Genomic DNA, 13787 nt, shown 5'->3' on the forward strand with positions numbered 1-13787 from the left:
TACCCGCCCAGACCGCCCCTATACGTGCGTTCCCCGCCCGGGTGCCGCCGGTCAGGGACGCGGGGCGTGACGGACCCAACCGTGCTTCTCGTCGCGGCGGCGGCCCTCGGTCGCGGCCAGGCAGCGTGGGCAGATCCGGCCGACCGCGTCCGCGCTGGTGAGGACGTCGGTCGAGGAGTAGTCGAACGGTACGTGCGGGAAGCGCCGTAACCGGGCCCGGCTCAACGGCACCCCGCAGACCGTCTGGTTCTGGCCGGGCAGCCAGGCGTGCACCTCGCCCCCGGGCTCCCGTACGCCGTCGGGGCCGGTCTCCTCCCCGGAGGCGGCGACGGCCGGTCTGCTGCGCGCACGCATACCGGACCGGTTCCCCGCACCCGCCGTTCCATGCCAGCGTGTCTGTGCGGTGTCAGCTGGTGCGGTCGTCTCGGGGGGTCGACGCCGCAGGCGCCAACCGCACCACCGGCGGAAGCGGCGAGGCATCCGGGGAGGCTCGGAGTGCCTGGATCGCGAGCGCGGCGAAACGCCGGGAGGCGGCGACCTGGGCGGCCGGCGAGTTCGCGTGGATACCGCTGTTCGCCATGAGCACGAGGAGCACGTCGTCCAGGGCGAAGTCGGGACGCAGGCGGCCGGCGACCTTGGCACGGCGGGCCAGTTCGGCGATCGACATGAGCGCGTGTTCGCGGCGTGCCTCGAAGTCGACCGCTTTGGGAAAGGTCGAAACCAGGGCCGCCGTGAAGCCTCGATCCCGTGCGTGCATTTCACACATCTTCTCGATGACGAGGCAGAAACCGCGCCACGGATCCGGGTCGGCCAGCCCTTCGTCGATGATGGTGTGGCACTCGTACATCTGCTCGGTGAATGCCTCGGTGACCAGCATCTCCTTCGTCGGAAACCGGCGGTACAGGGTCGCCGGGGCGACTCCCGCGCGCCGGGCGATCTGCCGCATCGGGGCGCTCACACCTTCGGCGGCGAAGACCGCGCGGGCCGCCTCGAGGATGCGCTCGCGATTGTCCAGGGCGTCGGAGCGCAGCGGGTGAGGCAAACCGTCGGTCACCACTCTCACTTTAGCCAGGCGGCGGGGTTGTGCCCGTTAACGTCCGCGGGCATGAGAGCGCTGCAATTCTCCGAGTACGGTCCCCCGAGCGTGCTGAAGGTCGCCGAGATGCCGGAGCCGCATCCCGGACCGGGCCAGATCCGGGTGGCGGTCCGGGCCTCGGGTGTCAATCCGGCCGACACGTACGTCCGTGCCGGCCAGTTCCAGGAGTGGATCCCGCTCCGCCTGCCGCACGTGCCCGGAGTCGACGCGGCCGGCGTGGTGGATGAGGTCGGTGACGGGGTGACCACGGTTCGAGTGGGCGACGAGGTCTTCGGGATCACCGACTACGCGCGGATGGGCGGCGCGAACGCCGAATACGCCGTCCTGGCCGCGTGGGCGCCGAAGCCGGCCGCCCTGAGCTGGGAACAGGCCGGCGGCGCGGCCGGCAACATCGAGACGGCCACTCGCGTGCTCGACCGGCTGGGCGTCGGACCCGGCACCGTCCTGCTGATCGAGGGCGCGGCCGGCGGTGTCGGCACGACGGCGATCCAGATCGCGGTCGCTCGCGGCGCAGCCGTCATCGGCACTGCCAGCGAACGCAACCACGAGTTCATCGCCGCGCTCGGGGCGATCCCGACCACCTACGGCCCCGGGCTGGCCGAACGGGTGAAGGCTCTGGTGCCCGGCGGGGTGCATGTCGTGCTCGACAGCGCCGGCTCCGGGTCGCTGCCCGACCTCGTCGGCCTCGTGTCGAGCCCGGAGAAGGTGGTGAGCATCGCCGACGCCAACGCCGCCGCGTACGGGGTGCACCTGTCGCGCGGCTCCGGTCCCGGTGCGGACGCACCGGCGCTCGAAGGAATCGCCGCCGCCGGTGAACTCGCCGAGCACTGTCGCTTCACGGTGCCGGTCGCCGCCGTCTTCTCGCTCGACGAGGCGGCCGCGGCTCACGAGTTGAGCGAGTCCCGCCACGCGCGAGGAAAGATCGTGTTGAAGCCGTAGGCACTCGGGCGGCTTCGTGACGACCAGGGCAGGCGCTGCGCGGGCCCGGCGAAACGGCGTCGGGCGCGGGCGCGCCGCCGTGGGAGAATTCGCGCGTGCAGATCGGGATGCTGGGATCGTTCGAGGTTCGCACGAACGACGGCGGCACGGCCGACGTGCCCGGCGCCCGGTTGCGTGCCCTGCTGATCGCCCTGGCCCTCGAACCGGGCCGCACGGTCCCGAAGTCGGCGCTCATCGACTGGATCTGGGGGAAGAACCCGCCCGCCGACGCGGCGAACGCCCTGCAACGGCTGGCTTCCCGGCTGCGCAAGGCGCTGCCGGGCGGGGCGATCGAGGGGCAGCCGGGCGGCTACCGGCTGGCGGTGGAGCCCGACGCCGTCGACGCCGTCCGGTTCGAGCGTCTCCTCGGCCGGGCTCGCCAGGAGGAGGGTCTCCCGCGGGTTCGGCTGCTACGCGAAGCCCTCGCCCTGTGGCGCGGTGCGGCCCTGCACGGCGTCGGGCTGGAGGAGAGTGAGTCGTTCGACGCGGCGGCGACGCGGCTCGAGGGGCTGCGCCTGACGGCGATGGAGGATCGCTTCGACGCGGAGATCGGGCTCGGCCACGGCGCACAGGTGGTCGCGGAGCTGACCGACGCGGTCACCGCGAATCCGCTGCGGGAACCGCTGGTGGCCGCGCTGATGCGGGCCCTGGTGGCGGCCGGCCGCGACTCCGAGGCCCTGCTGGCCTACGAACGGACGAGGGAGGCGCTCTCCGACTCCTTGGGCGTCGACCCCTCGCCGGAGTTGTCGGCCCTGCACGTCGCGTTGCTCCGGGGCGAGCTGGGGCGGCGCGAGGAGAACCGGAAGACCAACGTGCGCGCCGAGCTGACCAGCTTCGTCGGCCGGGACGCCGACGTCGCCGCCGTCCGTGAGCTCGTCGCGGAGCACCGGCTCACCACGTTGACCGGGCCGGGCGGTTCGGGCAAGACCAGGCTGGCCACGGAGACCGCGCGCACGATGGTCGGTGACCTGCCGGACGGGGTCTGGCTGGTGGAACTCGCCGCCGTCGGCGTCGACGGCGACATCGCGCAGGCGACGCTCACCGGGCTCGGGCTCCGGGACGCCCTGCTCGGCGCGGGTCCGAGCGCCGATCCGGCGGACGGGCTCATCGCCGCGATCCGCGAGCGGGAGACGCTGCTGGTCCTGGACAACTGCGAGCATGTGATCGAGGCGGCGGCGAGGTTCGCCGAACGGATGCTCGGGGAGTGCCGGCGGCTGCGGATCGTGGCGACGAGCAGGGAACCGCTCGGCATCACCGGCGAGGCGCTCTGGCTGGTCGAGCCGCTGGCCGTGCCGGCCGACGCCGGACCTGCCGAGATCGCCTCCTCGCCGGCCGTCCGCCTGCTGCGCGACCGGGCGGGCGCCGTACGCAGGGACCTCGGCGTCGACGCGCAGACCCTGTCGACGATGGCGCGCGTCTGCCGGGCGCTGGACGGGATGCCGCTGGCGATCGAGTTGGCCGCCGCCAGGTTGCGCACCATGACCATCGAGCAGCTCGCGCACCGGCTCGACGACCGGTTCCGCCTGCTGACCAGCGGCAGCCGTACCGCCCTGCCGCGGCACAAGACGCTGCGCGCGGTGGTCGACTGGAGCTGGGAGCTGCTCACCGAGGCCGAGCGGGCGGTGCTGCGCCGGCTGTCGGTCTTCTCCGGCGGCGCGAGCCTGGAGGCGGCCGAGCAGGTCTGCGCCGGCGACGTCGCCGAGCAGGACCAGATGCTGGAGTTGGTGACCTCGCTGGCCGAGAAGTCGCTCCTGGTGACCGAGGGCGACGGCACCCCGCGCTACCGGATGCTCGGCACGATCAGGGAGTACGCCACGGACCGGCTCGCCGAGGCGGGAGAGTCGGAGTCGGCCCGCCGGGCGCATCTCACCTACTTCACCGAGCTCACCGAGGCCGCCGAGCCGCACCTGCGCCGCGCCGAGCAACTGGTCTGGCTCGCCACGCTCGAGGCCGAGCACGACAACATCAGCGCCGCGATGCGGGGGGCGATCGCGGCCGGTGACGCGCAGGCCGCGATGCGACTCGCGGCGGCCGCCGGTTGGTACTGGTGGCTCGGCGGGCGCCGGGCCGAGGGCCTCGACCTGATGATCGCGGCCACCGACGTACCCGGCGAGGTGACCGACGACGTCCGGGCCATGGCGTACGGGCTGGTGGTGCTCTTCGTGACCTCCGGGCGGGGCGGTGAGCAGCAGGGCGCGGAGTGGATCCGCAAGGCGTACCGGTTCGGTCAGCAGAGCCGGCACCGCAACCCGTTGTTGGCGCTGGTCGCTCCCCTGGAGCGCCTGCTGCAGGAGCCGGAGGCGGCGGTCGCCGCGTTCGAGTCGCTGCTGGACAGCGAAGACCCCTGGGTACGCGCCCTGGCCCGCTGGCAGACCGGCAAGATGCGGATCATGCTCGGCCAGGGCGGCCGGGAGGCGGAGGCCAATCTGGCGCTGGCGCTCGACGAGTTCCGGGCGCTCGGCGAACGATTCGGGATCTCCCTGGCCCTCTCCGAGCTGGCGGGTCAGCTCGCGATGCGTGGCGAGTTCGCCGGCGCCTGTGCGCACTACGAAGACGCGGTGGTGGTCGTCACCGAGGTCGGTGCCGTCGAGGACGTCATCCGGCTCCGTACCCAGCAGGCGCTCCTGTACTGGCTGCACGGCGATCGGGAGTCCAGCGCGGCCGCCATCGCCGAGGCCGAGCGGCGCGCCGAGGGGGTCACCTGGCCGGACGCGCTGGTCGAGCTGGCGCTCGCCAAGGCGGGGCTCGCACGGTGGCGCGGTGACGCCGCCGAGGCCCGCCACCAACTCGGCGTCGCGACCGCGCTGCTGGGCGACGAGGCGGAGCAGGCGCACGTCCGCGCGGGCATCCACGACGTGCTCGGCTATCTGACCGACGACCTCCGGGAGGCCCGGTCCCACCGCGTGGCGGCCTGGCAGGCGGCGTCCGAGGGTGGGCAAGCTCTTCTGGTCGCGCAGGTGATCGTCGGGGTCGCGGACCTGGCTCTCCGGCATGAGCAGTACGAGCAGGCGGCGCGGCTGCTCGCGGCCAGCGTCGGGGTGCGCGGTCTGCCGGATCGTGCCCACCCCGAGTCGGACCGGGTCGAGCGGGAAACGCGGCGTCACCTCGGCGAAGCACGGTTCGCCGAGGTGACGCGGGAGGGCGCGCGATCGAACCCGGTCGAGCTGGTCGAGGTCGCGCTCGCACTGTGAGGTTCAGCTGCCGGCGCGGTGGACGATGATGTCGCCGTGCCGGCTGCGGGCGTGGACGAAGACCTCCTCGCCGGAGGGGGCGGGCTCTCCTTCCGGCGTGACGGAGTCGCGTACCGATGCGCGTTCGCTGTCGACGTCGATCCGGGCGGCGGCGTGCCGACCGATGCCGACCTCGATGTTTCCTGATCCGTTCATCAGTTTCGCGTGACCGCTCGTCATCCGGCCGATCCGGATGGCGCCGCTGGCCGTGGTGGCGGTGACGCTGCCGTCGGCGCGGTCGACGTCGAAGTCGCAGCTGGCGCTGCTGAGGGAGAGGTCGCTCAGGGCGTGGCCGATCCAGACGTGGCCGCCGGAGTTCGAGAGCTCGGCCACGCCGTCGAGCTCACCGACCCGCATCGTGAACGCCCCGCCGTCGACGGTGGCCCGCCCGACGATGCGGCCGATCGTGACCTGGCCGGACGCGATGTTCGCCCGGAGCGCGTCGACGCGATCCAGCTCGATCCGCCCCGACGCCATGCGCAGCTCGCAGTCGCCGAACCAGCCGGCGGCGTGCACGTCCGAGTGCGCCAGGTAGCCGGCGAGGCTGGAGCCGGCGGGCAGTTCGATGGTGATGGCGACCGAACCGGTCTTCTCCCCGGCGGCGGTCGTCTTCACCGACAGGTGCCCTCCGGCGAAGTCGACCTCCGTCCTCTCGGCCACCTTGACGTCCTTCCGGCTGGCCTCGTCGATGGGTTCGACAAGCACCACCGTGTCGGTCCGGTCGGTCGCGGTGACCCGCACCCGGGCGCCGGCGACCTCCAGCGTGGCGGCGACGGGCACCGGTGTGGCGAATGTGGGCATGACGCTTCTCCTCGTGCTCGCGGGCGGGGGGTGGTGGAACGCTCGGGCCGATCAGGCGCGCTCGGCCGGGATCGCCCTGGTCGGGCGCGTTCGGTCAGGCGCGTTCGGTCAGGCGCGCTCGGTCAGGCGCGCTCGGTCAGGCGCGCTTCTTGAAGGTGGAGAGCGACCAGACGTATCCGACCAGGGCGATCCCGACGCACCAGGCGACGGCGACGATCGTGCTGTCGGCGGCGGGTTCGCCGATCATCAGCCCGCGCGCCGTTTCGATGATCGGCGTGAAGGGCTGGTACTCGGCGAACTGCCGCACACCGGGCCCCATCGTCTCGGCGGGCACGATCGCGCTGCTCAGGAAGGGCAGCATGATCAGCGGCACGGAGACCATTCCCGCCGATTCCGGGGACTTGGCGGACAACCCGAGGGCGACGGTGAGCCAGGTGGTCGCGAAGGAGACCAGCACGAGGAAACCGATAGCGCCGAGCCATTCGAGGGGACTCGCCCCCGGCCGGAACCCCAGTGCGAGGGCCACCCCGACGAGGCCGGCGATGGCGATCACGGTGCGGAGCATGCTCTCGGCGACGTGCGCGCTCAGTACGGCACTGCGGGAGATGTCCATCACCTTGAACCGGTTGATGATCCCCTTCGTCATGTCGGAGTTCACGGCCAGCGCGGTGGCGCTCAACCCGTAGCAGATCGTCATCACGATCATGCCCGGGGTCGCGTAGTCGATGTAGTTCCCGGCGATGTCGAAAGCGCCGCCGATGACGTAGACGAAGATCAGCAGGAGGACGATCGGGAACAGGACCGCGTTGAACACGGTGACCGGATTGCGGAGCGTGTGCTTGAAGTTGCGACCCAACATGGTCGTCGCGTTGCTCATTATGCGCTCACCTTCGTGTTGGTCCGGCCGGTCAGGGCGAGGAAGACGTCGTCGAGGTCCGGCGTGTGCACCGAGAACTCCTCGACCTCGATGGAATGTGCGTCAAGCTGGGCAAGCAGGGCGCGCAGCGAATTCACCCCGCCGTCGCTGGGCACCCGCAGGGTCAGGTCGTCCTCGGCGTCCCGGGCGGAGTCGGGCAGGATCCGCAGCGCGGAGTCGAGGTCGAGGTCGCTCGCGAACCGGAGCCGGACGTGACCGCCGGGGATCAGGCGCTTGAGCTCGGCGGGAGTGCCCTGGGCGACCAGCCTGCCCTGATCGAGCACCGCGATCCGGTCGGCGAGGCGGTCGGCCTCCTCCAGGTACTGGGTGGTGAGGAAGATGGTCGTGCCCTCGGCCACCAGCCGGCGGATGATGTCCCACATCGTCCGGCGGCTGCGCGGGTCCAGGCCCGTCGTCGGCTCGTCGAGGAAGATGATGCGGGGCTTGCCGACCAGGGTCATCGCCAGATCCAGCTTCCGGCGCATACCCCCGGAGTAGGTCGACGCCATCTTCTGCGCCGACTCCGTCAGGTCGAACCGCTCCAGCAGGTCGGTGACGACCCGCTTGCTCTCGCCCGAGCGCAACCCCTTGAGATCCGCCATCAGCTGCAGGTTCTCCCGGCCCGTCAGCAGCTCATCCACCGCGGCAAACTGGCCGGTGACCCCGATGGCGGCCCGTACCGCCTTGGTCTCGGTCACCACGTCGTGGCCGGCGACCCGTACCGTGCCGCCGTCGGCCTTCATCAACGTGCTCAGCACGTTGACAGTCGTCGTCTTGCCCGCCCCGTTCGGGCCGAGCAGCGAGAAGATCGTGCCCGTGGCGACATCGAGATCGATGCCGTCGAGGACGACCTTGTCCTTGTACGCCTTCCGCAGCCCCGTGGCCGCGATCGCTGAACTCGTCATGCGACTACCATCAGCGCCCGGCCGGACACGCACCTGACACGCTCCTGACACGACCGCTGACATGATGGCCGGCCGCTCGCCGGAGCCTGCTGGGCGCATTCGTTCGGTGGAAACCGCGGCTGGCCGTCAGGGCTGCCTTTCGGCAGGTAACCTCGGTCGATGTTCTCGCCTCACGGCCCTTCTCTGCGTGAACTGTGCGTCCAGGCGCTCTCCTCGGTCGAGCGCGGCTACGACCTCCTGGCTCCGAAGTTCGACCACACCCCGTTCCGCACGCCGGAGAGCATCCTCGGCGCCACCGTCGAGGCGCTGTCCGCACTCGGACCGTTCGACAGGGGCCTCGACGTCTGCTGCGGCACCGGCGCCGGGATGCTCGTCCTCCGACCCCTGTGCCAGGGGCAGATCACCGGCGTCGACTTCAGCGCCGGCATGCTCGCGCAGGCACGGACCGCACACCCGGACGCCACCTGGGTACGCGCCGACGCCCGCGCTCTCCCGTTCGCAGAGGACTTCGACCTCGCGGTCACCTTCGGAGCGCTCGGGCACTTCCTCCCCACCGAACGACCCGCACTCTTCAACGGGCTGTACCGCGCGCTACGGCCCGGCGGCCTCCTCGCCTTTCCGATCGGGGCACCGCCGTCGCGGCTCTCGATCTCGCACTGGACCGTGCTCGGGTTCGACCTGGCCATGCGGGTCCGGAACGCCGTCTGGCGCCCACCCTTCGTCATGTACTACCGCACCAGCCCGCTACCCGCGGTGCACGACGACCTCAGCGACGCCGGTTTCTCCGTACGGGCCGTCCCGCTGACCGCCCTGGGCCGGCACAGGGACGGCAGCCCACGATGTGAGCTCGTCCTCGCGCGCAAGCCGGCGGATCGCTGACGCCCGCTCGCCGCACCGCTGCCCGCCGGCCGGGCCGCGCGGCTCAACGGATTATGCACGGGATGCGGCCCGCTCCCGGTCGCAGGTGCCGGGCGGCGGTCCCGGCGCCGTCCGGAGCGTCGGCACAACCTCGACTGATTCGCCAGGCCGGCGGGGTCGCTAGGCTAGTCGCGTGGTTCGCCCAGCAGCCGGCAACCCCGTCGTCGGTCGCAAGAGCGCGTAGGTGACCAGTACAGCGTTCACCTGCGCCGATCTGTCAGCGACGCACGGTGCGCAGGTCACCGGCGGCAGCAGGCCGAAAGATGAGCAGTGATCGTCGACCACCTCGCCGGAGCCCTCGTCGCAGCCGCGGCGATCTTGGTTGAGTTCGTCGAGTCAGCAGGGGGCGCGGAGCGCGGTGCCCTGAACACGCTGGAAGAGATCGCATTCCGGCTCGCCCAGATGGACTCCGGCGAACGCCAGGAGTTCCGCGCGGCGCTGGAGCGTATCGCGGCAGCAGAGCCCGACCGGGCTGCCTTCGTCCGCAACCTGCCGGGCGCACTGGGTCTGGACGCTGAATCGTAGATCGATGTCCTCGTCGGGCAGTCGTGGACCGGGCGGCCCGCCCTGACCGGGCGGCGGTTCGGGCTGCTGCGGTGAGTCCGGATCTCGATGCGGTGCGCCCTGGTCGCAGACAGCAGGGCTGACCAGAGGCGTTGCGTGATGGTGGGCCGGAGGTACCACCATGCGAACCACACCGCCACGATCGCCGGTGACCCGCTACCACTGAGTTCGCCCAGCTCACGGGCACCGGGCGGTGCCCGATGAACCCGGCCCGCCCGTCCGACCCGCCGGTGCGGTTCGCCAATGCGGAAAAGATCAACCCGATCCAACTCCTTCTCGATCTTCATGACCATGCCGTCGCTCGGACGCCGGGAACCGGACTCGATGACGTCCTGACGGAGCTGGCGTTGTCCGCTGGGGTGGTGTCCTGGTGGACTCGCTGGCAACCCTCAATTACTCACACCGCGCTGCGGGCGGGCGCGGACCTGACGAACATCGCGAAAGCGATCGGTCTCGACGCGGGCGAAGTCGTCGACCGGTGGCGGCGATGGGTCGATGTCCAGACGCGGTTGGACATCGGTGGACGTCCGTCGGTGGACCCCGTCGAGGTTCAGGCCATCGAGCGACGACTCGGGTCGGGGGTGGTTCGATGACGCCGACCCGGCTTGCCCGAGACGTGAGCACGGTGGCGGTGGCCGGGATTGCTGCCTGGTCGTCGTGGAGTCACATGGTCGCCGTGGCGTTGAGGTTCGGGGAGCGTCCCGAGGTCGCCTATGTGCTGCCGCTATCGGTCGACGGGATGCTGGTTGTCGCGTCGGCGGCCATGGTCGAGGACAAGCGCGCCGGTCGTCGGGTGCGCTGGTCGGCTCGGACGGCGTTCGCCGTTGGGGTGGCGGCCAGCGTGGCGGCGAACATCGCCGCCGCCGAGCCAAGCCTCGGAGCGCGGATCGTGGCGGCGTGGCCGGCGGTGGCGCTGCTGCTGGTCGTGGAGATGCTGACCAGAGCGCAACCGGTCTCACGTGACAGCCAAGGCGGGACGAGGGCTGCTTACTCGCAGAGAGAGCCGCGGGCCTCCGGCGCCGCGCCCGTGCCATCGAAGTCGCGCCAAACGGACCTCTTGCCTCCGGTCGGGAACGCGCGAGCTGGCGCCGTCGGCGGTTCGGCGACTCGTCAGGTGCCAGGATCTGCGCCCCAGCGCACTGGACGACGGAAGCGAACGGCCGAGCGCGGGCAGCGAACGGTAGATGTTGTAGCCCGGCTGCGCGCCGAGCGCCCCCAGGCCAGCCTGCCGGAGTTGGCGTCGGCCGCGGGGGTATCCGAACGTCATGTCCGACGCCTCGTTGTTGCAGCCAAGGCCGGGGAGGCGGAAGACGAAGCAGGTCGTCCTTGACTAGTGGGGACCGCTACCTCAGTCGCTAGGGGCCCGGCCTACGACTTGCCCGATCAACCCATAGTCCAGCGCGTCCAACTACTTCAGCCCGACCGGCTGGGCTTCCTCAACCGCCTCCAAGAGACGATGACGTCGTTCATCAGGTGCTACTTCCATGATCGGGAGTTACACGTTGACCGTAGAGACCCTCTCCTGGTGATCGCCGATTGTCGACACGGGACCGTACGATCGCGCGGTAGCCGAATCACTCGCGATCCGTGAGACCGGGGAGAACCGTGCCCATCATCAACGTTCCGCTCGACGTGCCGGATGACATCTTCGCGGGTATCACGGCCGGTGAACTGACCAGGTACGGCGGTGTGGTGCGGAACCATGCGGGTGCCATCTTGGTGCACCTGAAGGACGGGCTAAGTTCGGCGGAGACGCAGCGAGCGGTCTCGAAGGGTGCCGCGACAGTTCGGAAAAGCTCCAAGGTCACCGCTGTCGGGCTGGGCGTCGCGGCGGTGGCGGCGGTCGGTGTCGCGGTGTTGGCGGCTGCAACGAGAGCAAAGAAGCAGGGCAGTCCCCAGGGTGCCGAGCTGGAGATGCCGATCTGCATCCAGAGGTTCACCGGCTCGCTGCGTGCGTACTTGGACGCGGCTCGCGACGGACGCCTCGGCGAGAAGGACGTCGAACGCCTGGTTTCGGATCTGGATTCGGTCGAAGCGGAATCCGATAGTGGCAGAATCACCGTTGATTTCTCAATCGGCCAATGGAAGGCGCTCGTTCAACTGGTGGCCGATTACACGAGGAGACTCGCCGAAGCGAATCGGGTCGAGACGAGCGACGTTCAAGAGCTGGCCCACCCGCCTGACGGCGATGTTGTCTTGGGCCTACGTCGCCACCTCGAACTCCAAAAGCAAATCTTCAAGAACGCCGCATAGTCAACAGCGCGAAAGTGACTACCGCGTCAGGCAACTCGAGCGGGCCGACCGGGATGGATATGCAGCCGCTCTCCGCGATGCGACACGACACCGCAGTGGCGGGATAAATCGTTATTACGATGCAGCCTGCCAATTAGACAAAGCTGCAGGTAGGCGGCAGGAAGTCCACCGCTGGTTGACATTGGCGACTTGGGGCTCTACCGACGCTTACCCAGACCGACCGGGCCGGCGTTCGGCACATAGCCATCGCGAGCCATCCTCTCACGGCGCCAAATCTCATCACGGCGCCGCCTCTCAAGCCGCTGGCGCCGCTTCTGCTCACACTCCTCGCACACTGTAAGCGCGCCGCGCAGTTTGGAGCCAGACACAAGGGTGGCATCCGAGATGTCCACGCCGCAGACTGCAGACACGGACAGCTTATTAAGTCTGTGCGCGACAGGCGCCGACCCTCCGTTCCTATCCGGGTTGGGTGCCGAAGGAGGGATGATAGCCCAATCCATCTACGCAATGTACCCGTCAACGTCCCGCTGAGCGATCCTACGAACGGTTGTAGACGGGTCCGAGCATGGTGCGTTTCGGGCATCGTGATAGGCGGACGTGGCTGCCGTCGCTGCTGCTCTGGCCGCGTCCATTGCGGTCAATTGGTCTGTCCGGTCGGAAGGTGCCGGCCGATGTAGCCGACATAGATCCGTCCGCTCTGCGCCGTATGGTCATAGTAGTGCATGCGGGGGCTGATCATCGCGAACTGAGCGATCTTGAAATGCGCACCCATGAAGATCTCGCCCGCCGGAATGACGGAGACCGGCACGGGTAGCACCCGCTTCCTCCAGAACGCCGGGTTGGTTCGGACCTCCTCGCTCTCGTCACGGGCGTGTCGTCGCGTCGACCACTGGTGGCAGCCATCCGGGGTGTTCTCCAGGAAGCCATGCATGTCCCGAGTCCAGCGCCCGTCTACCTTCGCCGCTGCATAGTCCTGGAGCACCAACAACGCGTCCCAGGTCTTCGAAGCCCAGGCGCCCAGGGGGTCGTTGCTGTCGAGTTCCTCAGCGCAGTCAGGGTCGCCCGTGAACACGACGTGCTGGAGCTTTGGCAGCCAACGGAGCAACTCACCGAAGCTGTCCGGCCGGGAGATGTCCGCTTCCGATGGCTGCGCCGTCCAGGCCACCTCTGCTTGCCCCATAGAGGCGAGCCGGTGGCGCAGCGTCCGTTCAGTCTCCGCCGACCGGGTCAGGCGGTCGACCGCGTCCCGGTTCTCGATCTGCTCATCATCCAGCTGCCATTTGACGTCGTGATACGCCTTCTGTGTCTCATCGAGTTCGGCCTGAAGCTGCGCGAGTCGGGATGCGATGTCGTTCTGCGCCTCCTGCGATGACCGACCGACCTCTATCAGACGCACGATCTCGTCGATCCGGTCGACGGTCAGGTCATCGACCCCTACCTTGATCTTCAGGTAGTCCAGCAACATGCCTTGCTGCGCGCTGACGTCATCTTGCTGGCGATCACTCCCTCGCGTCTCGACGGCCGCCGCCTTGGGTTGCGACGGAACGAGCGATGGCCGCTTCGAACTGACGTCGCCGAGCCGGTGCACCAACATGTCGTCGGCGATACGTTCCAGCATCCGGTGTACCCGCGCCACCGATGAGGGTAGCGGCTGTTCGAGAGCCTGAAGTTGGGCGTTGGAGGCGAGGACCCGCGCGAGCCGAGGCTGTTCGTTGTCGTCGGCGATCCGTTCGGCGCTCAGCACCCGGTGCCGCAGCCCGTCGACGACGGAGTCCGGTTGAACCTGGGAGCGAAAGGTACGAAGTCGGCCGGGCAGTACGGCGTGGGCCTGGCCGAGCCGGTCGTTGAGCAACTGTGTAGCCTCCCCGTCCAGCACGTAGCACGAGGCCATGCCGATGGTGAACCGGGTCAGGTTGGCTATCCGGTTAGTCCATGGGATTGAAGGCAGCGAGTCGTCGTTGCCTGCGACGAAGACGACACCTCGTCGCTCGGTGTCGATGAGGGCTCGGTGGACCTCGTCGACTTCGTCGCCCCGGATGACGATTGGTCGCGTCGTCAGACGTGCGGCACCGTCCCAGGCATCGATGATTTCGAGCATGGGGGCGAGAAAGCGGGGGGTGCCTGCG

The 13787-nt window shown here is 69.7% G+C and carries 13 protein-coding genes; 7 read left to right on the forward strand and 6 right to left on the reverse strand.

Translation table 11 applies throughout. The features are described 5' to 3' along the window. Window positions 1-51: 51 nt before the first annotated feature. On the reverse strand, window positions 52-354 hold the full coding sequence (locus E1211_RS23480; protein ID WP_132351175.1) for a hypothetical protein: 303 nt from the start codon (window positions 352-354) through the stop codon (window positions 52-54). A 52-nt stretch (window positions 355-406) separates the two neighbouring features. After that, complete coding sequence (locus tag E1211_RS23485) at window positions 407-1054, reverse strand: TetR/AcrR family transcriptional regulator (protein WP_132351176.1); 648 nt, start codon at window positions 1052-1054, stop codon at window positions 407-409. Window positions 1055-1105: 51 nt separating this feature from the next. Between E1211_RS23485 and E1211_RS23490 the strand changes: the two genes are divergently transcribed. Together E1211_RS23490 and E1211_RS23495 are read left to right on the forward strand one after the other, a co-directional pair. After that, window positions 1106-2035, forward strand: coding sequence for an NADP-dependent oxidoreductase (locus E1211_RS23490; protein ID WP_132351177.1), 930 nt, complete (start codon window positions 1106-1108; stop codon window positions 2033-2035). A gap of 95 nt (window positions 2036-2130) precedes the next feature. Continuing rightward, complete coding sequence (locus E1211_RS23495) at window positions 2131-5265, forward strand: BTAD domain-containing putative transcriptional regulator (protein WP_132351178.1); 3135 nt, start codon at window positions 2131-2133, stop codon at window positions 5263-5265. 3 nt (window positions 5266-5268) lie between these two features. Here E1211_RS23495 and E1211_RS23500 read toward each other — a convergent pair whose 3' ends face one another. From E1211_RS23500 to E1211_RS23510, 3 genes are all read right to left on the reverse strand, one after another. After that, window positions 5269-6105 (reverse strand): DUF4097 family beta strand repeat-containing protein, encoded by an 837-nt coding sequence (locus E1211_RS23500; protein ID WP_132351179.1) that lies wholly within the window; start codon window positions 6103-6105, stop codon window positions 5269-5271. A gap of 136 nt (window positions 6106-6241) precedes the next feature. Further along, window positions 6242-6982 carry an ABC transporter permease gene (locus tag E1211_RS23505; protein WP_132351180.1) on the reverse strand — a complete coding sequence of 247 codons (741 nt, stop codon included), beginning with the start codon at window positions 6980-6982 and terminating at the stop codon, window positions 6242-6244. Then, a complete protein-coding gene (locus E1211_RS23510; RefSeq protein ID WP_132351181.1) occupies window positions 6982-7926 on the reverse strand; it encodes an ATP-binding cassette domain-containing protein in 945 nt (314 codons plus the stop codon). Before E1211_RS23510 ends, E1211_RS23505 begins: the two co-directional genes overlap by 1 nt. A 159-nt stretch (window positions 7927-8085) precedes the next feature. On the opposite strand from E1211_RS23510, the gene E1211_RS23515 reads away from it, so the two are divergent. From E1211_RS23515 to E1211_RS23535, 5 genes are all read left to right on the forward strand, one after another. Then, window positions 8086-8805, forward strand: a complete 720-nt coding sequence (locus E1211_RS23515; RefSeq protein ID WP_132351182.1) for a class I SAM-dependent methyltransferase — start codon at window positions 8086-8088, stop codon at window positions 8803-8805. Between the two features lie 309 nt (window positions 8806-9114). Next, window positions 9115-9369, forward strand: a complete 255-nt coding sequence (locus E1211_RS32680; RefSeq protein ID WP_165947325.1) for a hypothetical protein — start codon at window positions 9115-9117, stop codon at window positions 9367-9369. A 239-nt stretch (window positions 9370-9608) separates the two neighbouring features. Then, a complete protein-coding gene (locus E1211_RS23525; RefSeq protein ID WP_132351183.1) occupies window positions 9609-10001 on the forward strand; it encodes a hypothetical protein in 393 nt (130 codons plus the stop codon). After that, window positions 9998-10738, forward strand: coding sequence for a DUF2637 domain-containing protein (locus E1211_RS23530; protein WP_132351184.1), 741 nt, complete (start codon window positions 9998-10000; stop codon window positions 10736-10738). The genes E1211_RS23525 and E1211_RS23530 overlap by 4 nt, the downstream gene beginning before the upstream one ends. A gap of 275 nt (window positions 10739-11013) precedes the next feature. Continuing rightward, a complete protein-coding gene (locus E1211_RS23535; protein WP_132351185.1) occupies window positions 11014-11661 on the forward strand; it encodes a hypothetical protein in 648 nt (215 codons plus the stop codon). A 637-nt stretch (window positions 11662-12298) separates the two neighbouring features. Here the strand turns inward: E1211_RS23535 and E1211_RS23540 are convergent. Further along, window positions 12299-13787, reverse strand: a 1489-nt coding sequence (locus E1211_RS23540) for a hypothetical protein (RefSeq protein WP_132351186.1), incomplete at its 5' end; no start/stop codon positions are given.

Origin of the sequence: Micromonospora sp. 15K316 (assembly GCF_004348525.1) — a bacterium.
Classification (GTDB): domain Bacteria; phylum Actinomycetota; class Actinomycetes; order Mycobacteriales; family Micromonosporaceae; genus Micromonospora.